The organism is Bradyrhizobium sp. USDA 4486, from assembly GCF_054057995.1.
Map to the genome: position 1 here is coordinate 1307775 of NZ_JBSRZV010000001.1, position 19803 is coordinate 1327577.

Genomic DNA, 19803 nt, shown 5'->3' on the forward strand with positions numbered 1-19803 from the left:
CGGAATGACCAGGGGGTGGAATGGCCAAGTTCGCGAGCAGGAAGGCGCGGCAGCACGCCGGGCTCTCGGAAGATTTCGAGCGCGAGCTCACGCGGGAGGTGCTCCGTACCGAACTGTTGCGGGTGCGGACGCTGATCACGACGGGCTGCGTCATGATGGTCCTCCTCACCGCGATCTACCTGGTGGATCCTGCCGTCGTGAACCGGGTCTGGCACGGAACGAATGGGCTCGTCGGCGAATACGGCCTGCTGGCCGGTTTCATCCTGCTGGAGGTCTGGATCCACGCCCAGATCCGTCGCAACCTCCGGCTCAATCGCGACGTCCCGGTTGTCAGGCGCTATGTCGGTGCGCTGATCGAGACGTCGCTGCCGACGCTCATCCTTCTCCTCCAGATCCACACCATGGGCGCCAGCGCGGCGCTCGGCTTCGCCGTGCCGCTGATCTACTTCATCTTCGTCATCCTCTCGACCCTGCGGCTCGACTTCTGGCTCTCCACGTTCACCGGCCTCGTCGCCGCCGCTCAACTGCTGACGGTTGCGTTGATCTACGATCCCTCGAGCGGTATCGGCGAGCCGCAGGCCTATTTCCACGCAGTGCGCAGCCTCATCATCTTGGTCTGCGGCGTGCTCGCGGGGACGGTCGGCGCGCAGCTTCGCCGCCAATTTGCAGCGAGCATTGCGGCGGCAACCGCGCGCGACCGGGTCACCAACCTGTTCGGCCAGCACGTTTCGCCGCAGGTCGTGGAACGATTGATGGCGGAGGGCACCAGCGCCGGCGGCGACATTCGCCGCGTTGCCGTGATGTTCGTCGATTTCCGCGGCTTCACCGCCGGGGCGCAGTCGCGCACGCCGCAGGAGGTGGTCGACCGCCTCGACGGCGCCTTCGCCGTGCTGGTCGATATCCTCGACCGCGAAGGCGGCATCGTGAACAAGTTTCTCGGTGACGGTTTTCTCGCCCTGTTCGGCGCGCCGCTGGAGGCCTCGGATGCCGCGCATCGCGCGGTCGCGGCCGGCCGCGAGATGCTGACCGCGATGGACCGCATCAACGCCGAGACGAACTGGCCGCTGCGGATCGGCATCGGCATCCATTTCGGCGAGGTCGTCGCCGGCAATATCGGCTCGCCCCGGCGCAAGGAATACACCGTTATCGGCGATACCGTGAATTTCGCCTCGCGGTTGGAGGCGCTGAACAAGGAGTTCGGCTCGCAGCTGTTGATCTCTGCATCTGTGCGCGAGGCGCTCGGCGATGACGGCAAGGATGCCGTCGCGCTCGGCGAAGTCGAGGTGCGCGGCTACGAGCAGCCGGTGCCGGTGTTTCAACTGGGGTAGACTGCTCGCATTTCGTTGAACGCGCGTGATGAAATATCCCGCCTCGTTTTGCGCTCTCGCACTCAGGAAGTCGAAAGCTCTTGGCTTCCGTTTGCCATGCGGAGAAGATCCATGTCTCGATTGACCCTTGTCTCAGCCATCCTCATCGCTGCGGCCGCCTGCCAGATGCAGGCCGCCGCCGCCCGCGACGCGGTCCCGCGCCACGCCCAGCCCCCGGCAACTGCGGATTGCGTGAGAGCGCCAGCGGCAGGGGCGTTTGCGTCGGCGCCTTACAAGCGGCCGCCCTGCATGCCCAAGGCAGCGAACTGACGCTCCGAGCGGCGTCGGGCCGGCAGGTCTGCCAGCCCGACACCCGCTTTTCCGCCCTCTCGCCGTGCGTGGTATTATCGTAGCGCTTGACTCCGATTTCATATAGTCATCTATATGACTATATGAATGCAGCTCCGCACGACGACCGCCTTCCACGCTACCAGCGCCTGCGCGACGATCTCGCCGCGCGGATCAACCGCAATGAGTGGCGGCCGGGAGAGCCGATCCCGTCGGAGGCCGAGCTCGGTGCGCATTACGGCGTCGCCATCGGCACCGTGCGCAAGGCGATCGACCAGCTCGTCAGCGATGCCGTGTTGGAGCGTCAGCAGGGCCGCGGCACCTTCGTGCGCCGCGCGCGCTTCAACTCCTCGCTGTTCCGCTTCTTCCGCTTCCAGTCCGAGAGCGGCGAGCGGCGTGTGCCGAAGAGCCGCATCATCCGCCGCAAAAGCGTGCCGGCGAATTCGGCCGTCGCCTCCGCGCTGCGCATTCCCGTCGGCGAGCCCGTGATCAGCCTATCGCGCCTGCGCCTGATCGACGACGTGCCGCTGCTCGCCGAAGAGATTTGGCTGCAGCAGTCGCGCTTCGCGAAGATCCTCGAGATCGACACCGCCGAATTCGGCGACTTGCTGTATCCGCTCTACGAGGAGCGCTGCGGCGAGATGGTGGTTTCCGCCGAGGAAATCCTGACGGTCGAGACTGCAAATGAGATGCAGGCGCGCCTGCTCAGGCTCGAGACCGGCGCGCCGCTGATCGTGATCGAGCGCCTCGCGCTCGACCTCGAGCGGCGGCCGATCGAATGGCGCCGCTCGCGCGGACCGGCTGACCGCTTCCGCTACCACGCCGAGATCCGCTGACGCGGCTTTTTCGACGACATCAAGCAATAACGAGTACAGGGAGAAAACATGTCGAACTGGTACAGCGAAAGCTCGCCGCTGGAGCGGCGCACGTTCTGGGCAAGCTTTGGCGGCTGGGCGCTGGATGCGCTCGACGTCCAGATGTTCGGCCTCGCCATCCCCGCGCTGATCGCGGCCTTCGGCATCAGCAAGGCCGATGCCGGCCTGCTCGGTTCGATCACGTTGTTCTTCGGCGCATTTGGCGGCTGGATCGGCGGCGCGCTCGGCGACCGCTTCGGCCGCGTCAAGGCGCTGCAGATCACGGTCGCGACCTTTGCGCTCGCGACTTTCGCCTGCGCCTTCGCGATGACCTACACCCAGCTCCTGATCCTCAAGGCGATCCAGGGCCTCGGCTTCGGCGCCGAATGGGCCTGCGGCGCGGTGCTGATGGCCGAGATCATCCGCCCCGAGCATCGCGGCAAGGCGCTCGGCTCGGTGCAGAGCGCCTGGGCCGTCGGGTGGGGCGCCGCCGTGCTGCTCTCGGCAGTGGTCTTCACCTATGCGCCGGCCGATATCGCCTGGCGGCTCTTGTTCGCACTCGGGCTGTTGCCGGCGCTCCTCATCATCTTCATCCGCCGCGGCCTGAAGGAGCCGCCGCGATCTGTGGCCGCAGAGAAGACGCCGTTCTTCGCCACTCTGTCCGGCATCTTCCATCGCGACGTGCTGCGCTCGACGCTGATCGGCGGCCTGTTCGGTATCGGCGCTCATGGCGGCTACGCCGCACTCACCACCTTTCTGCCGACTTACTTGCGCGAAGTGCGGCAGCTCTCGGTGCTGGGCTCCAGCGGCTATCTCGCCGTCATCATCGCCGCCTTCTTCTGCGGCTGCGTCGCGAGCGGCATCATCAGCGACCGGATCGGCCGCCGGGCCAACGTCGCCTTCTTCGCCAGCGCCTGCATCATCACAGTGCTGATCTACATTTTCGCGCCGCTGACGAATGGGCAGATGCTGGTGCTGGGCTTTCCGCTCGGCTTCTTCTCGGCCGGCATCCCGGCCAGCATGGCGGCGCTGTTCAGCGAACTCTATCCCGCCGGCGTGCGCGGCACCGGCGTCGGGTTCTGCTACAATTTCGGGCGCGTCGTCTCCGCGGCATTCCCCTTTCTGGTCGGCTTCCTCAGCGATCACATCGGGCTTGGACCCGCGATCGGCATCGATGCGGCCTTCGCCTATTCGCTGGTGCTGATCGCGGTGCTGCTGCTGCCCGAGACCCGCGGCAAGGTGTTCGAGCAGGCCGCGTCAACGCCTGCGTGATGTGGGATGGGGAGTAGCTACCATGACATTTGCCCAGCGCGGCCTCACGCGCCGCCAGTTCGGCACGGGTCTCGCGTCGCTCGCCACGGTGGGTGCGAGCACACTCAGGAGTGAGCCGGCCTTGCCGACCATCGACACCCACGCCCATGTCTTCCACCGCAGCCTCAAGCTCGCACCGGGCCGGCGCTATGCGCCGGACTACGACGCGCCGCTGGCGCTCTATCTGGCGCAGCTCGATCGCAACGGCATGACGCATGGCGTGCTGGTGCAGCCGAGCTTTCTCGGCACCGACAATTCGTGCCTCGTCGAGAGCCTGAAGCAGGCGGCCGGGCGCCTGCGCGGCATAGCCGTGGTCGATCCCACCGTCACGGCGGACGAGCTGCGCGCGCTCGACCGCACCGGCGTGGTCGGCATTCGTCTCAATCTCGTCGGCCAGCCCTTGCCTGATCTCGCCGCCGTCGAATGGAAGGCACTGCTCGCAAACGTGAAAGCCATGGGCTGGCAGGTCGAGGTCCAGCGCAATGCGTCAGATCTCGCCGTGCTCGCGCTGCAACTGCTCGATCATGGCGTCACGGTCGTGCTCGATCACTACGCGCTGCCCGATCCTAAGCTTGGTGTCGCCGATCCCGGCTTCCAGTCGGTGCTGAAGCTCGGCGCCGCGAGGAACGTCTGGGTCAAGATCTCGGCACCGTATCGCAACGGCGCGGCCGGCGAAGATTTTGCGAAAGCGGCCTATCCGCTGTTGCGCGACGCCTACGGCGTGGATCGCCTGTTGTGGGGCAGCGACTGGCCGCATACGCAGTTCGAGGCTTCGCAGAGCTACCAGAAGAACCGGCAATTTCTCGACACGCTGATCACTGATGCGGCGGTGCGGGCGCAAGTATTGGCGTCACCACGGTCGCTCTTCCGCTTTTGACTCCCGCTTGCGCCATTGCTCCGATTGCTCCGAATTTTGGGACATGACGGACGATGTCGTAGGCCTGTAGACTGCCGCGCGATGCGGCCGGTCGTGGCCGCGACTTGCATGGGGAAGTGACGATGCAGCGCCGCTACATCACCGTCGACGTGTTCACCGACCGCGCCTTCGGCGGCAACCAGCTCGCCGTGGTGCTCGACGCCGGCGGGCTGTCGACCGCGCAGATGCAGGCGATCGCGACCGAGTTCAACTATTCCGAGACGACCTTCGTGCTGCCGCCGCGCGACAAGGCCAATGACGCCGAGGTGCGTATCTTCACGCCGGTGCAGGAGATCGCCTTTGCCGGCCATCCCAATGTCGGCACCGCCTTCGTGCTGGCCTCGATGGCAAAGGAGCCGAAGCCGCGCCTGCTGTTCGAGGAGAAGGCCGGTCTCGTGCCGGTCGAGATCGTACGAGAGCAGGGTCGGGTGATCAGGACCGAGCTCACCGCCCCGCAGCCCCTGGCGCGGTATGCGCCGTTGTCACCGGCTGAGGCCGCGAGCTGCATCTCGCTGAGTGCGGATGACATCAAGACCGACAACCACGCACCGCATGTCGTCACCGTCGGAAACGCGTTCCTGGTGATGGAGCTGCATTCGCGCGAGGCGCTCAAGCGGGCCCGGCCCGATGCTGTGGCCTACAGCAAGGTCTTGCCGCGCGACGGTGCCCGCTCTGTGTGGCTCTATACGTGCGACGTGCCGCCAGCGGAGGCGCCCTGCGAACGGCAGGCGCGCATGTTCATGCGCGGCGCCTCCGGTCTCGTCGAAGACCCCGCCACCGGCAGCGCCACGGTCGCCGCCGCGGCGCTGTTCGCCGATCTCGATCCCATTCGTGATGGCGAATTGAAGCTCACCATCGGCCAGGGCTTTGACATGGGGCGGCCCAGCATCCTCCGGACGCGTGTGCGCAAGCGGGACGGCAAGATCGTCTCCGCCCATGTCGGCGGCAGCTGCGTGCAGATGATGGAGGGGACGTTCAAGCTGGCGGGGGAGGGGTAGGTTGTCATTCCGGGGCAGCGCGAAGCGCTGAGCCCGGAATCTCGAGGTTCCGGGTTCAGCCCTGCGGGCTGCCCGGAACGACAATCAGACTTGCCGTCCAGCCAAATTTTTCACCGCCACTCCATCGCGCGCCTCGATGATCTCGGCGATCATCTGGCGGTGGCAGTGGGTGTGATCGCGCTCGTAGCAGAGCAGGCAGACGGGCCCGGCCTTCTTCACCAGAGCCGAAAGCTCGTCCATCGCTTCCCTGGCTTCAGGCGCCTTCAGGTGCTTCGAGAAGATCTTCTCCAGCACGTCATATTGCCCGCTGCGCGCGGCAAGGCGCCCTTCCTTGGGCGTGCCGAGCGCTGCGAGATGGACATAGGCAATGCCGCGCTCGTCTAAGCCGGCAGCGAGCTGCTTCTTGGAAAAGCCCGGCCGGCGCGATGAGGTGACCGCGCGCACGTCGACCACGAGCTTGACGCCGGCCTGCTCCAGCTCGTCCAGCACCGCCTTGGGCGGCGTCTGCTCATAACCGATGGTGAAGAGCTTCTTCGCTTTGGCCATGAGACACCTCAGGTCACGACACGGGAGGTCGTCATGCCCGGGCTTGTCCCCCATGACGCTGTGGAAGCTTCCGTGGCCTTAACTGAGAGTGTCATAGGCGGTAGCCCGCTCAGCTCACGCGCGCGATGAGTTCCATGGCGCCGTGCGGCGCGCGGACCTTGCCCTCGTGGATGACATAGGCGAACACGTCGCGCGGCTCCTTCTTTGGCTTGGCCTTGTCAACCTTTGGCAGGTCATCGGGTTCACTGCCGGAGGCCCAGGCCTGAAAGCGTTCGGCCCAGGCATCGAGCTGCTTCGGCGGATAGCAGGTCTTGATCTCGTCGTTGCCCTTTTGCAGCCGCGCATAGACGAAGTCGCTGGCGACATCGGCGATTGCCGGATATTTGCCGTGCTCGGCGAACACTACCGGCGTCTCGAACTCGCGGATCAGCGCGATGAAGTCAGGCGTGCAAAAGCTGTCGTGGCGGACCTCGACGACATGGCGCAGCGCGCGGCCGTCGAGCTTGCGCGGCAGCAGCTCCAGGAACTTGCCGAAATCGGCGCCGTCGAACTTCTTCGTCGGCGCGAACTGCCAGAGCACCGGCCCGAGTCGGTCGCCGAGCTCCAGCACGCCGGAATCGTAGAACCGCTTAATGGAATCGCCGGCTTCCGCGAGCACACGGCGATTGGTGGCGAAGCGCGGCCCCTTCACCGAGAAGACGAATCCGTCGGGGACTTCGCTCGCCCATTTGCGAAAGCTCTCCGGCTTCTGCGAGCCATAATAAGTGCCGTTGATCTCGATCGAGGTCAGCTTCGAGGCGGCGTAGGACAGCTCCTTCGCCTGCGCCAGCTTCTCCGGATAGAACACGCCGCGCCAGGGCTCGAAGGTCCAGCCGCCGATGCCGATGAAGATGTTGCCGGATTTTTTGGACGCGGTTTTCGCTTTGGCCACGGGAGGGATCTCGCATCGACGGGAAGGGACCTCAATCCTAGTCAAACCAGATGTGATTGGCCAGTTGCCGCCTCCGGTCTAAGCTTGCGAGGTGACCCGCGAAAAGGAGATCAAGATGCGGATGCTGGTGGTGGGAACGGCGCTCGTCATCATGACTTCTCCTGCCATGACATCTTCGGCCATCGCGAATGACGACGACGCAAAGAGCGCACAGAAGCTCGCCCAGCAGGGCCGAGACGATTATTGGCATTGTCTGGCGCGGGAGTACTCGCGCGACAGCAATCAGGGCCTGTCGGAACAGGATTTTGGCCGCTCGGTTGCCGGCGCCTGTCCGTCGGAGCGGCAGTACTACCGGGTAGCGCTACTCGACTATCTCACGACGCAATACCCGGGCATCGATTCCGCCGCGCATCTCGCCACCGCGAACAGGGCCGTCGAATCGGCGCAGAAGGATATCGTGACGGCCTTCGTCAAGCGCCGCGCGCCCACGAAATAGGGGAGTGGCGAATCGCTCCTCGCGGTGCGCCTATCGCTATTCGCCCCGGGGCCTTTCGGTGCAGCGCGCATCCGTGGTATCACTCACTGCATCTGGAACAGGGAAGGGTCCCATGTCGTCTGAGTCGGTGGGGGGCATTCTGGGCGCGATCGTCGCGGCGATCGTGCTTGCGGTCGCCGTCGTCCTCGGGCCGATCGGCCAGTACGGCAAGCCGCCCAAGCCGGCGAAGGTCGAGCCTGCCCCGGCGGCACCCGCAGCCCCCGCGCCGCGCGGCCCGGTGATCAAGGAAGTCCCCAACCAATAGGGCGGAAAATCAACCCTTTCGCCCCTTGCGAAGCCGGTTTGTCGTTCCTATCTAGCATTTAACGGCGACGTTGAGCGAAAACTCCGGCGCTGGGACGACCTTGGAATAGCTTGGGCCTGCGCCGGATGTACGCGCGGTCCGCCGTTCCGGGGTCGTTGGCATTTTGGGGCCCCTTCGGGCCCAGTCCCAGAGAAAACCCCGGCTTGGCAGCGCAGGACGCGGCGGATATACGCTGCCGTCATGAATGAAGCGATCAGACCGGGCATCGACAGCCCGCCACAGGCTCACGAGGCGCCGGAACTGTCGGTCATCGTCCCGACCTTCAACGAGCGCGACAACGTCACGGTGCTGTACCGGCGGCTCGAGGCGACCCTCGCCAACGTCCTCTGGGAGGTCGTGTTCGTCGATGACAATTCACCCGACGGCACCTGGGACGTCGTGCGCGCGCTGGCCCAGTGCGACAGCCGCGTGCGCTGTGTCCGCCGCATCGGCCGCCGCGGCCTGTCCGGCGCCTGCATTGAGGGTATCCTGGCCTCCAGCGCGCCCTATGTGGCCGTGATCGACGCCGACCTCCAGCACGACGAGACGCAGCTGCCGAAGATGCTGCTGCTGCTCGCGAGCGAGCAGGCCGAACTCGTCGTCGGCAGCCGCTACATCGAGGGTTACAAGAGCGAAGGCTTCAACAAGCAGCGCGCCGGCGCCAGCGCGCTGGCGACCGAGCTCGCCAGGAAAGATGCTGCGGGTCGAGATCGCCGATCCCATGAGCGGCTTCTTCATGATGCGCCGCGACCGTTTCGAGCAGCTCGCGCCGAAACTGTCGGTGCACGGCTTCAAGATCCTGCTCGACGTCGTCGCAAGCGCGCAAGGCGGCTTGCGCACCGTCGAGGTTCCCTACACCTTCGGTGCCCGCCAGCATGGCGAGAGCAAGCTCGATTCCATGGTCGCCCTCGACTTCCTCGGTCTCCTGCTGGCCAAGCTCACCAACGACATCGTCTCGCTGCGCTTCATCCTGTTCGCCATGGTCGGCGGCATCGGTCTCGTGGTGCATCTCACCACCCTGTTCATCGCCCTTCAGCTGTTCAAGGCGCCGTTCGCGGAGGCGCAGGCCGCCGGCGCCATCGTCGCCATGACCAGCAACTTCGTCCTCAACAACTTCCTCACCTATCGCGACCAGCGGCTGAAGGGCTTTGCGCTGCTGCGCGGCCTGATCGCGTTCTACATCGTGTGCAGCGTCGGGCTGCTCGCCAACGTCGGCGTCGCCTTCTCGGTCTACGACCAGGAGCCGATCTGGTGGCTGGCCGGCATGGCCGGTGCGCTGATGGGCGTGGTTTGGAACTACGCGATGTCCGGACTGTTCGTCTGGCGCAAGAAATAGCGCAAGATGGGCGGGGCAGACGCGCGGATCGTCCGCAACACCGCGCTGGTGATCGTCGCGCTGGTCGCCTTGCGCCTCGTCGCGGCGGGGTTCACGCCGATCACCTTTGACGAAGCCTATTACTGGATGTGGTCGAAGAGCCTGGCCGGCGGTTATTACGACCACCCGCCGATGGTTGCCTTTGTGATCCGTGCCGGCACCATGATTGCCGGCGACACCGAGCTCGGCGTCCGTCTGGTCTCGATCCTGCTCGCGCTGCCGATGAGCTATGCGATCTATCGCTCCGCCGCGATCCTGCTCGGCGGGGCGCGCGTGGCGGCGACCAGTGCCATCCTGCTCAACGTGACTATGATGGCCTCGGTCGGTACGCTGATCGTCACGCCGGATGCGCCGCTCCTGGTGGCCTCCAGCTTCGTGCTGTTCTTCCTCGCAAAAGTGCTGGAGACCGGCCGCGGCGTCTGGTGGCTTGCCGTCGGTGCCGCGGTCGGCGCGGCGCTGCTGTCAAAGTACACCGCGATGTTCTTTGGCGCGGCGATCCTGATCTGGCTCGCTGCGGTGCCGAAGCTGCGGCGCTGGTTCCTCTCGCCGTGGCCTTATCTCGGCGGCCTCGTTGCGCTCGCGCTGTTCTCGCCGGTGATCCTCTGGAACGCCGACCATCAGTGGGTCTCGTTCGCAAAGCAGCTCGGCCGCGCCAAAATCGAGGACTTCCGCCCCGTCTTCATCGCCGAGCTGATCCCGACCCAGATCGCATTCGCCACCCCACTGGTCTTCATCCTTGGCGCGATGGGACTACACGCACTGACCTGGCGCCGGGCCGGCGCGCTGGCCTCGCGCGTGCTGATCGAGACGATGTTCTGGACCATCGTCGTCTATTTCGTCTGGCACTCACTGCACGCCCGCGTCGAGGCCAACTGGTTCGCGCCGGTCTATCCGCCTTTCGTCGTCGCCGCGGCGGCAGCCGCCAATCTCGTGCAGTGGCCGCCGCGCCAGCGGCGCCTGGTGGATTTCTGCCTGCGCTGGGCCGCGCCGGCCGGCATCGTGATGTTTGCCGCGCTCATCGTGCAGGCCAACACCGGCTGGCTGTCCGGCTATCGACGCGATGCGACCGTGCGCAGCGTCGGCGTCGGCTGGCGGGAGCTTGCGGCCGAGATCGAGGCGGTGCGCGTCCGCACCGGCGCCGCCTGCGTGCTCGCGCCCGACTACGGCACGACGAGCTGGCTCGCCTTCTACCTGCCGCGCGGCACCTGCGTGGCGCAGCAGAACCAGCGCATTCGCTGGGTCAACATGGGCGAGCCCGATCCAAAGCTGCTGGCCGGCAAGCTGCTCTTCGTCGATGAGCTGCGCGAAGGCGACCATCCCGCTCTCAACGACCTGTTCGCGCGGGTGACACGGGTTGCGCAATTGCAACGCAAGCGCGGGCCGCTCGTCGTCGAAACCTACGGCATCGATCTGCTCGAAGGCGCCAGGGGCGACGCGCTGGACCGCTCGCCGCCGCCTGAACTTGTGCCTTGAGCGATCATGTTCGGGCTGACGTCTATTTTCTCTTGTGCTTAAGGCTTGTTCGCGCCACGGGACGATTGGTGCACGTACTGCAGGGCGGCGACGATGAGATCGCACTCGTCATCGGTCATGTCATTATAAACGGGCAGCGCAATCACGTTGTAGGCAGTTCGCTCCGTGACGTCCAATTTCAAGTCGTTCTGAGTCCTGTAAGCCGTCATGTGGTGGCATGGCGGGCTGTAATACTTCCGGACGAAGACGTTACATTTCTCGAGCGCCGATGCCAGCGCTTCACGATCGAGTCCGAACTGCTCGGCGTCGACAACCACCGGCAGGAATAGCCAGTTCGCCTCTACACCTGCGGGCTCTCGCCCCACCAGCAGGCCGGGAATTTCGGAAAGCCCGCGGCGCATGCGCTCGACGGCCCGACGGCGTGTCGCAACGGCGAGCTCGAACGTCTTGAGCTGCTCGATGCCGATGAGGGCCGATATTTCCAGCATCTTGCCGTTCAGGCCCGGCTCACCACAATCGGAACTGTCGATTTGCCCGAAGTTGCGTATCGCTTTGACGCGGGCGAGCAATTCCGGATCGTCGCTGCAGACGCATCCGCCCTCCATGGTCGAGAAGGTCTTGGTGGCGTGGAAGCTGAACATCTGCGCGTCCGCGAATCTCCCGACCGGCTGGCCATTGACGCGGGTGCCGAACGAGGGCGCGCCATCGACAAGAAATTTGAGCTTATGGCGCCTGGCGATGTCGGCGAGCGAAGCGTAGTCGCTGGCTACTCCGTAGGCGTCGACGGCAAGGATGGCGACGGTGCGATCCGTAATCCTGCGCTCCACGTCCTGCGGGTCGAGGCGCATGGTCAGATCGTCAAGGATATCCGCGAAGACCGGTTCGGCGCCCACCCATTCGACAGCATGAGGTGTGGCGCAGAACGTGAATGACGGCACGATCACTTCGCCAGAGGTGACTCCAGCGCCCCGCAGCATGGCCATCAACCCGATCTGACCATTGCAGAAGACGAGGGAGGGGACACCCAGATATTCGCTCAAACGTCTCTCAAATTCGACGACCCAACGGGAATTGTTCGCGACCTGGCCGGTTTCCAGCGCCGTCTCAAAGGCGGCCAGGAACTGCTCTGTTTTTGGAAAGCCTGGACGCACGATGTTGAGAGGATTTTGTGCCCGGGGCATCGGAAATTCAGGCACCACCGCGTCAGCCCCCTCCAGTCTACGACGAATAGCGATATAGTCCTGCAACTTTGGCTCCATGGTGATGTGACATGCCCACGCCACGGGTACTCGCGACCGACATCAGCTCGCGGCAACCATGCACATTCTAAGCCGCTGCGGGTTTGATGCACTCGCAGTTGAGGCAACTTCCCCTGCAAACACAGCCAAACAGGGAGGCAGGTCGACTAGTGATACTCTTTCTTTCCTGCCGCCGACGTGATCGGGATTCTCCGCAGCCAAAGCTGCCGCGACCACCGCTCCGTATTCTCGCGATACCAATCGATCGTCCGGTTGAGGCCATCCTGCCAACTAAAGCTTGGTTTCCAGCCGAGCACGCGATTGATCTTTGACCAATCACCGGTATGCCTCACGACCTGCCCGGGCCGGTCGCCGACAAATTCGATCTTCGCGGGCGAATAATTCATCTTGGATATGATGTCGTGGGCGATCTCGTTGATCGTGCGGTGTTGGCCGGTCGCGACATTGAAGACTTCGCCATGGACGAGCTCGTCGGGGGCCTGAAGGACAAGATCGATCGCGCGGCAGGTATCCTCGACGTAGACAAAATCGCGCGCCGCGCAGCCGCCGCCATGAACCGTCAGCGGTTCGTCGAGCATCGCGCTCGTGATAAAGCGAGGAACGAGCTTTTCGAGGTGCTGCATCGGGCCGAAATTGTTGAAAGGCCGAACGATCACAACGGGAATATTGTAGGTAGCCCAATAGGAATAGATCAGCCGGTCGGCACCGCATTTGGCGCTTGCGTAAGGGCTCATCGGATTCAGCGGATGATCTTCATCCATCATGTCCCTGACCGCATTTCCATAAACCTCGGACGTCGAGACATGGACAAAGCGTTTGATGTTGCGTCCGAACCTGGCGACCGCATTCGCAAGCGTCTGAGTTCCGAGCACGTCAGTTTGAAAAAACTGGAGGCTATCGTGAATCGAGCGCGTGACGTGGGTCTCTGCCGCAAGATGGATCACCACATCGGCTTCTGCCACAAGCGTGTCGACCAGCGCGGCATTGCAAACATCGCCGTACCAGAGCACCCCGCGGGAGTCGTGCGAGCGAACCATATCGGGCGGAAGATTTTCGACGGCGCCCGCGTAGGTCAGCGCGTCAAGGACAAGGATCCTGTCGAGGGGATACTTCTCCATGAGGTAGTGAATCAGATTTGCACCGATAAACCCTGCACCCCCGGTAACCAGAACGGTTCGCATTCGGAATCCTATTCGCAACGCGTTGCAAGGCCATGAAAGCCCGAGTTCTAGGCTGAACGCCACGTCGCCCAATGTCATGCATGGCGGCAGCGTCAGTCATATCGAATCCACGATGTCTACTGGTCACCGATATCGTCCCTAGCTTGCGCGAAGCATGCCGCGCCGCGCGGGTTTTCCGAAAACACGCACATTTGGAATGGTGCGGGTATGGCGAATCAGGGGCGACTGCTGGCTAATGGATCGCATCGGCATCCGCCTTAACGCCACGGTTGAAAAAAATGAAGAACTTCGTCGTCAATCTCGATCGCCAGCCGGAGAAGTTCGAAAGATTCCTGAAACGGAATGAAGGCTGCGGAATTGCCTTCGAACGTTTCCCAGCGGTTGACGGATTGAAATTGACCGAGGAGGAAGTCATGGCGATGGGGATCGTCGCTCCCGGTTCGCGGTTCGCCCCGGGCGCCGTCGGTGGTACCGCCTCGATGTCGCGGATATGGAAGATGGTCGCCGAGCAGGATGAGCCGGCCCTCGTGTTTGAGGACGATTGCACGATCCGTCACGACATTCTCGCGCGCCTGGAGACGCTTCTTCCGTCCCTTGGCGACTGGGATATTCTGGTACTTGGCTGCAATACGGACTCGGTACTCGATATCGAGCTGGCGCCAGGCATGAAGTCGATGATGATCTTTCGGCCGCAGCGCCCGGATGACGTGAGCGACGCCGCTTTCCAGCGAGCGACGTCCCAGGTTGCGGCCTTCAGGTTGAACTGCTGTTTTGGGCCGGGCGGGTACGTGTTATCCCCTGCAGGAGCGCGGAGAATGTATCCGTATTGGCTCCCGATGGACAATCGGCTGGTGACCATCGAGGCACTTGGCAACCGCGCAGTGACGACGATGGGGGCCGATATGATGGGCAACAGCATCTATCGCTTCGTCAAGGCGTATGCTTGTTTGGCGCCCCTTGTAGTGCCCCGCAACAATAATGCGACCTCAACGACTCTAAGTCATGTCCCGAGTGCCGCGCGGACTTGGGGGTAAGATTTCGGGTTAGGACTTGGCGCCAGATGCACATCACCTTTACGCGGGTGCAGAGCTGATGACCGCAGATCGAGAGCCGGTCATCATTGCCTGAGTGCGTTTTGCGCGGCTCGGCGGGCGGCTTGCCTGCCGGTTGACCCCAATATGGATTCGGCGGTGGCGGGCGAAGTTTGCGAATGAGCTTCTTCAGGTGGCAGGGCGTTGCACAAAATGAAACTCGCGATCATGCAGCCGTATTTTCTTCCCTACATCGGCTACTATCAGCTCATTGCTGCGGTCGATGTGTTTGTCGTCTACGACAACATCAAATATACCAAGAAGGGATGGATCAACCGCAACCGGATGCTGGTCAACGGAAAGGACGTCCTGTTTTCACTTTCGTTGAAGAAGGATTCCGATGCCCTGGATATTCGTGACAGAGAATTGGCGGCCGATTTCGATCGTGCAAAGCTGCTCAACCAATGGCGGGGAGCCTATCGCAGCGCGCCTTTCTTCAAGGAGACCTTTCCGCTTCTGGAAGAGATTGTCGGTTTTCAGGACCCCAATCTGTTTCGCTATATCTTCAATTCGCTGCGCATGACTTGCGAGCATCTGGGCTTAAAGACCGCCTTCAAGATCTCGTCCGAGATTCCCATCGACCATTCGCTCAAGTTTCAGGACAAGGTCCTTGCATTGTGCGAAGCGATGGGGGCACGACAATATATCAACGCGATCGGCGGCCTCGAGCTCTATGATCCAGATGCTTTTGGAGCCCGCGGAATCGAATTTAGGGCTCTCCGAACGAGGCCGTTTCCCTACGAGCAATTCGGCCAGGCCCAGGTGCCGTATCTTTCGATTGTCGATCTGCTGATGTTCAATTCGGTTGCGAAGCTCCGGGAAGCCATAGCCGGCAACTACGACCTGGTTGGAGGCGCTTGCCCCGAACCGCCGCGCTTACTCTCCCAGATGTAGAAGGCTGTTTGGCTGAGCCGGTGCTTGCAGCGCAGATCGACCGCTTTCGCGCGGCGTGCGCGCCTGCATGAAAAATCCCGCCATTGGGTAAATGGCGGGAGCCGGCCCTGTCGCTAAGCCGAGGAGAAACCGTCGGCGTCAAGCCTTCGGTCGTCCGGGTTCGCAAACCAAGAAAATGCTCGAGCAGAGATCCGGATACTGCTGGCCCAATTTGTAGGCTCCCTCGAGATAGGCTTCCGAAATGATGTCCGTCTGCAGCAAGCGATCCCACTGGAAGTTGGCCAAGGCTTTAAAAAACACGCCGGAGCGATGGATCACATTGAGACCCGCCGCAACCGCATCCCGCTCCAACGTATCCAACGAATAGGTGATGCGATGGCCGTGCTCTGCTTCTGCAGGAGTAATGGCGGAGTTGTGCGAGATCAGTCCCATCTTGACCGCAATCTGCCTCGATGGGGCATGCGCATTCGGGCATGCCAAAAACAATCTCCCATGTTCCGAAAGCCACTTTTCGTTGATCAAGCGCAAGACAAGTTGGGGATCGTCAAGATGCTCGAGAACGTGGGTCATCACGATATTGTCGTATCGCCGCGGCAATTGCACCGTTTCAAATGTCGAGTTGATGAAGTGAATCCTGGAACCGAAACGGCTCTTGGCTTCCGCAATCGCGACATCCGATGCTTCGACGCAGGTTATATCTTCGAAAAACGGCAGAAACCTCTTGGTGAATTCGCCGGTGTAGCTTCCCAATTCGAGAAGACTTTCGCCTCTGAAGAAGGGCGCAAAGGATCGGATCATGAATGGCTGCATCACATCGAAATCGAACTGGTACGCGTATTTCTGATTGTCCACGTTGCCAGTGTCGTTCAACTCGCGATTGTAGTCTCTCATTTGCGACATAAGGGGTCTTTCGAAGCTTCCGCGTTTATATCAATTCGGCCAATCCAAAACCGAATCTGCCAAACTCGTTTCCATTGTAGAGCATGTAGACTCTGTCATCGCAGGCGAAAACATGCGGATAGCATTGCATCTGCGAATCCCAGCCTTCCTGCGAAAGATCTATGCCTGCCTTCGAGTCGTCGCGCGTCCAGTTGATCAGGTCCTGCGAATAGGCGTATCCGAGACGATAGCTATTCCTGCCTTTTTCCCGGAAGCCATGGCAGGGACGGAAGCAGAAATACATATGATAGACGTCATTCCGGCTGAATACCGTCGGCAAGGCCTGGCATTCATCGTCGCCGATGCGATCAGCGATGATTTGCTTTGCATTCCTTTGCCAGTTGATTGCATCTGTGGATGTGGCGCAGGCGATCTTGTAGACCCTGTCGGGTGGGTCGGTCTCGGAGAACGATTTCCATCTCGTTCCGAAAATATACCACATGTAGTAAAGTCCGCCGATCGACATCACGAATGAATCGGCGATCAAAAAGGGTTCGTGCAGAGAGGCGGTCATGACCGGACCCGGTCCGTGCTTTTGAAACGTCCGCCCGCCGTCCGTGCTTACGGCAAGGCCAATCGATGAATCCGCGCTGACCGAGGCCTTTCGATTCCAGCCGGTGGTGAATCCTAGCACTCTGTCGCCGTCATCAAAAACATGCATGGGGAAAATGCCATGCTCGTCGAAGGCTCCGAGCTCGCCGAGCTCTATGACCGTGTGGTCGCAGACATCGAGGATCTCGCCCATGTTCCTGGCGAAATCCACATAGGCGACGTGGCTCAGATATTTCCCGACCTCGTCTCGTCTACGAGTTGAGAAATAGACCCGCACCCGATCCTTCAGAACCAGCGCTTGCGGCGACTGGGCAAACTCCAAGCAATCGTTTGGCAGCGTATGTTCGGTGGGATCGAAAATCTTTCCGAGCTTCCTCCACCTCATGGCTTGAACCAATCCGGGGAGTTCTGCAGGCGAGCCAAACCGATGCCTGCGCGGCCCATCTCATTTCCCTGATAGATCATGTACGTCTCGCCGTCCAAACCGAACACGTGGCCATAGTTCACCATTTCAGAATCCCAGCCTTCGGCGGAAACTTCCATTCCCGCGACCTCGTCTTTCCTGTTCCAGTTCGTGAGATCTTCGGAAACAGCGTAGCCAATGCGATATCCGCCATCCCGGCCTTTGTAGTTTTGGCTCTGCCGATAGGAATAGAACATGTGAAAACGGCCCGCCCGTTCGATGACGTCGGCGCCCGCCTGGCATTCGTCTTTACCCAGCTTGTCTTCGATCAAGTCGAGGCCGGCCTTTCGCCAGCTCAATCCGTCAGAGGAGGTGGCCATGCGAATTTTGTAGACCGGCTCGGGCCTGCCCGAAGTCTTCAGCCACCGCTTGCCCGCGACGTACCAGAGGTACCATTGGCCGTTGAATCTTCGAATCCGCGGGCTTCCGAGGAGAAACGGTTCGTCCGGGGTGTATGCAAGGACCGGTCCTTTGCCAATTCTCTCAAAGGAGTCGCCATTGTCCTTGCTGATGGCGATGCCGATGGCGGCGTTAAAGGGGACCGACTCGCATCGCGTCCACCCCGCATAATACGCACGGATCTGGTTGTCGTGCCGGATCACCGAGACCGGATTCGTTCCGAATTCGTCAAAGGTTCCGCACCCGCCGAGTCTCATCACCGGTTCGTTGCAAATTCGAACCACCCGCGTCGGCGTCCTTCGGTCCAATTCGATGAACGCAATGTAGCTCTTGTATTGGCCGAGCTCGTCCGGCGCAGGCCTGGAGCAAAAATAGACTCTGACGACATCGTCGAAGATCAGGACGCTTGGAGATTGCGCGAATTCGCGCATCCAAGGATGATCCTTATGGTCGCGGGGGTCAAAGAGCTTTCCAAGCTTTTGCCATTGCAGCATGGTCTGATCTCAATCCTCGAGCCGTCGAAGCCGGTTCGCGCCGGTCTTCAGTCCGCCGTAGTAATGGTCGTTGAAGCCTGCGGCTTCCATCAGCTCGAATACTTTCGGCATGTTGTATTCGACCCGATGCAGTTCGAAGCTCTCGCCGTCGAACGTTGCGAACGCCGCGCGTGGATCGCCGTCGCGCGGTTGCCCGACCGATCCGGGATTGCAATAGGTCTTTCCGCCGAAGTGATGGACACCTTGCACATGGGTATGGCCGCTTACAAACATGCTGCCGGGCAGTCGCGCAAAATAGGCTTCGTCGGGCTCCCTGATGTATTCATCGATCGGGTCCGACCATCCGCCATGTACGACTTGAGCGTCCCCCGCTTGCATGTGCACCTGAAACGTCCTTAGCCAGTTCAGATTCTCGGGCGTGATCACCTTGCGCTGATAGGCCAGACATTCGTTGACGCTCTTGGATCGGATGCAAAAGCCGCCAAAGCCCAGGTACCAGTCGTGGTTGCCAAGAAGGCTTTTGATGCCGCGCCTTTTCAGCTCGTCGCAGCATTCGTTCACCTGGGAATAGTATCCGACCACGTCGCCGACGCAGAAGATCTCGGTCACGCGCATGCGGTCGAGTTCGGCGAGAACCGCCGTCAGCGCCTCGAAATTCCCATGGATGTCAGAGATGAACGCTGTTTTCATAGAAGATGTGATCCTCCGTATAGCGGACGGCTCGACCGCGCTTGATGTCCGGCTGGACCGGCATCCGGTTCTCGACCGCCATGTCAACCGCCATCAGTGCTTCGTTATATCCAAAGGCGGCGCGTATCGACGTGGACGAGGAGATCCTCGGATTGATCTCGAGCAGCTTCAGGCCGTGATCGGTCCTGCGAAACTGAAAGTTGGTCGGTCCGACGGGAGAGAACGCCTGACATAGATCCCGAACCGCTTCGTAAAACTCCGCCTCATCGACGACCTCGGCCTTTTCCGTGTACCCGTCCTTGGAGAGTTTTCGTCGAAGCGCCATGATCGCCGAATAGCTCCCACGGCCATCGCAAAACGCGGACACCGTGAATTCCTCGTCATCGCGTCCGACGATAGGTTGGGCCATCAGTATCGGCCTTGTCGCGGGATCAATCCCGGCAAATTGCTCCGCAGTTGCGACCACCACGATTCCCTTGGAGCCGAAACCCCGGCGAGGTTTCAGCAGGAACGGCAGGCCGCATTTCTCTTTGAGAAGGTCGAAGTCCATTTCCAGATGGCTCGGGATCGCATAGGGCAGCTTCAGTTCGAGCTGGCGCTGGTAAAACGCCCATTTGTCGGAGCATCTGGAGATCAGGTCGGGTGAATTCAGGACGACCCTGGTTCCGGTCGATTCAATCTCGGCCAGTCGGTCCGCCCATTTGTACATGTCTGCATCGATGCCGGGGATCGCCACGTCGACGCGATGCTTGCGCAGCAACTCGAGAAGGCAATCGAGGTAGTCCGGCGCATCCGTCCTTGGCACCCGTTCAAAGACGTCGCAGAATCCTGATGCCACCGAGTCGGCATAGATCGACGTGCCGATGAGCTTCGTCGGGTTGTTCGATCTTTTCAGGGAGCGCAAGATTCCGTAGCCGACAATTCCCGCGGCGCCGGAGACCAA

At 61.8% G+C, this 19803-nt stretch carries 19 protein-coding genes and 1 pseudogene; 11 read left to right on the forward strand and 9 right to left on the reverse strand.

The window, feature by feature from the left end:
* The first annotated feature begins 20 nt into the window (after positions 1-20).
* The 5 genes from ACVWY3_RS06335 to ACVWY3_RS06355 all read left to right on the forward strand — a co-directional run bounded on the left by ACVWY3_RS06335 (position 21) and on the right by ACVWY3_RS06355 (position 5734).
* Positions 21-1328, forward strand: a complete 1308-nt coding sequence (locus tag ACVWY3_RS06335; protein WP_456837697.1) for an adenylate/guanylate cyclase domain-containing protein — start codon at positions 21-23, stop codon at positions 1326-1328.
* 431 nt (positions 1329-1759) lie between these two features.
* Positions 1760-2491, forward strand: a complete 732-nt coding sequence (locus ACVWY3_RS06340) for a GntR family transcriptional regulator (protein WP_456837698.1) — start codon at positions 1760-1762, stop codon at positions 2489-2491.
* 48 nt (positions 2492-2539) lie between these two features.
* On the forward strand, positions 2540-3781 hold the full coding sequence (locus tag ACVWY3_RS06345; RefSeq protein WP_456837699.1) for an MFS transporter: 1242 nt from the start codon (positions 2540-2542) through the stop codon (positions 3779-3781).
* Positions 3782-3803: 22 nt separating this feature from the next.
* Positions 3804-4697 carry an amidohydrolase family protein gene (locus tag ACVWY3_RS06350; RefSeq protein ID WP_456837700.1) on the forward strand — a complete coding sequence of 298 codons (894 nt, stop codon included), beginning with the start codon at positions 3804-3806 and terminating at the stop codon, positions 4695-4697.
* Positions 4698-4819: 122 nt separating this feature from the next.
* The gene (locus ACVWY3_RS06355; RefSeq protein ID WP_456837701.1) at positions 4820-5734 is read left to right on the forward strand and encodes a PhzF family phenazine biosynthesis protein; all 915 of its coding nucleotides are present in this window, start codon (positions 4820-4822) and stop codon (positions 5732-5734) included.
* Positions 5735-5818: 84 nt separating this feature from the next.
* On the opposite strand, the gene ACVWY3_RS06360 is transcribed toward ACVWY3_RS06355, so the two are convergent.
* Together ACVWY3_RS06360 and ACVWY3_RS06365 are read right to left on the reverse strand one after the other, a co-directional pair.
* Positions 5819-6280, reverse strand: coding sequence for a DUF488 domain-containing protein (locus tag ACVWY3_RS06360; RefSeq protein ID WP_456837702.1), 462 nt, complete (start codon positions 6278-6280; stop codon positions 5819-5821).
* Positions 6281-6389: 109 nt separating this feature from the next.
* On the reverse strand, positions 6390-7211 hold the full coding sequence (locus tag ACVWY3_RS06365) for a DUF72 domain-containing protein (protein ID WP_456837703.1): 822 nt from the start codon (positions 7209-7211) through the stop codon (positions 6390-6392).
* A gap of 115 nt (positions 7212-7326) precedes the next feature.
* Here ACVWY3_RS06365 and ACVWY3_RS06370 point away from each other — a divergent pair, with 115 nt between their 5' ends.
* The 4 genes and pseudogenes from ACVWY3_RS06370 (at position 7327) to ACVWY3_RS06385 (ending at position 10898) form a co-directional block, all read left to right on the forward strand.
* The gene (locus ACVWY3_RS06370; protein ID WP_456837704.1) at positions 7327-7707 is read left to right on the forward strand and encodes a hypothetical protein; all 381 of its coding nucleotides are present in this window, start codon (positions 7327-7329) and stop codon (positions 7705-7707) included.
* Between the two features lie 112 nt (positions 7708-7819).
* On the forward strand, positions 7820-8011 hold the full coding sequence (locus ACVWY3_RS06375) for a hypothetical protein (protein WP_456837705.1): 192 nt from the start codon (positions 7820-7822) through the stop codon (positions 8009-8011).
* A 240-nt stretch (positions 8012-8251) separates the two neighbouring features.
* Positions 8252-9386, forward strand: a pseudogene (locus tag ACVWY3_RS06380) (glycosyltransferase family 2 protein).
* A 6-nt stretch (positions 9387-9392) separates the two neighbouring features.
* Complete coding sequence (locus ACVWY3_RS06385; protein WP_456837706.1) at positions 9393-10898, forward strand: glycosyltransferase family 39 protein; 1506 nt, start codon at positions 9393-9395, stop codon at positions 10896-10898.
* A gap of 38 nt (positions 10899-10936) precedes the next feature.
* Here ACVWY3_RS06385 and ACVWY3_RS06390 read toward each other — a convergent pair whose 3' ends face one another.
* The gene (locus ACVWY3_RS06390; RefSeq protein WP_456837707.1) at positions 10937-12145 is read right to left on the reverse strand and encodes a DegT/DnrJ/EryC1/StrS family aminotransferase; all 1209 of its coding nucleotides are present in this window, start codon (positions 12143-12145) and stop codon (positions 10937-10939) included.
* Positions 12146-12303: 158 nt separating this feature from the next.
* A complete protein-coding gene (locus tag ACVWY3_RS06395) occupies positions 12304-13338 on the reverse strand; it encodes a dTDP-glucose 4,6-dehydratase (RefSeq protein WP_456837708.1) in 1035 nt (344 codons plus the stop codon).
* Between the two features lie 278 nt (positions 13339-13616).
* Here ACVWY3_RS06395 and ACVWY3_RS06400 point away from each other — a divergent pair, with 278 nt between their 5' ends.
* Positions 13617-14372 carry a glycosyltransferase family 25 protein gene (locus ACVWY3_RS06400; protein WP_456837709.1) on the forward strand — a complete coding sequence of 252 codons (756 nt, stop codon included), beginning with the start codon at positions 13617-13619 and terminating at the stop codon, positions 14370-14372.
* Between the two features lie 210 nt (positions 14373-14582).
* Entirely contained in the window at positions 14583-15323 is a 741-nt protein-coding gene (locus ACVWY3_RS06405; RefSeq protein WP_456837710.1) for a WbqC family protein, read from the forward strand.
* A gap of 138 nt (positions 15324-15461) precedes the next feature.
* Here the strand turns inward: ACVWY3_RS06405 and ACVWY3_RS06410 are convergent, their stop codons facing one another.
* The 5 genes from ACVWY3_RS06410 to ACVWY3_RS06430 form a co-directional block, all read right to left on the reverse strand.
* The gene (locus ACVWY3_RS06410; RefSeq protein WP_456837711.1) at positions 15462-16175 is read right to left on the reverse strand and encodes a class I SAM-dependent methyltransferase; all 714 of its coding nucleotides are present in this window, start codon (positions 16173-16175) and stop codon (positions 15462-15464) included.
* A 73-nt stretch (positions 16176-16248) separates the two neighbouring features.
* Complete coding sequence (locus tag ACVWY3_RS06415; RefSeq protein ID WP_456837712.1) at positions 16249-17199, reverse strand: hypothetical protein; 951 nt, start codon at positions 17197-17199, stop codon at positions 16249-16251.
* On the reverse strand, positions 17196-18170 hold the full coding sequence (locus ACVWY3_RS06420) for a glycosylase (protein WP_456837713.1): 975 nt from the start codon (positions 18168-18170) through the stop codon (positions 17196-17198). Before ACVWY3_RS06420 ends, ACVWY3_RS06415 begins: the two co-directional genes overlap by 4 nt.
* Positions 18171-18179: 9 nt before the next feature.
* The gene (locus ACVWY3_RS06425; protein ID WP_456837714.1) at positions 18180-18860 is read right to left on the reverse strand and encodes a metallophosphoesterase family protein; all 681 of its coding nucleotides are present in this window, start codon (positions 18858-18860) and stop codon (positions 18180-18182) included.
* On the reverse strand, positions 18838-19803 hold the full coding sequence (locus tag ACVWY3_RS06430) for an ATP-grasp domain-containing protein (protein ID WP_456837715.1): 966 nt from the start codon (positions 19801-19803) through the stop codon (positions 18838-18840). Before ACVWY3_RS06430 ends, ACVWY3_RS06425 begins: the two co-directional genes overlap by 23 nt.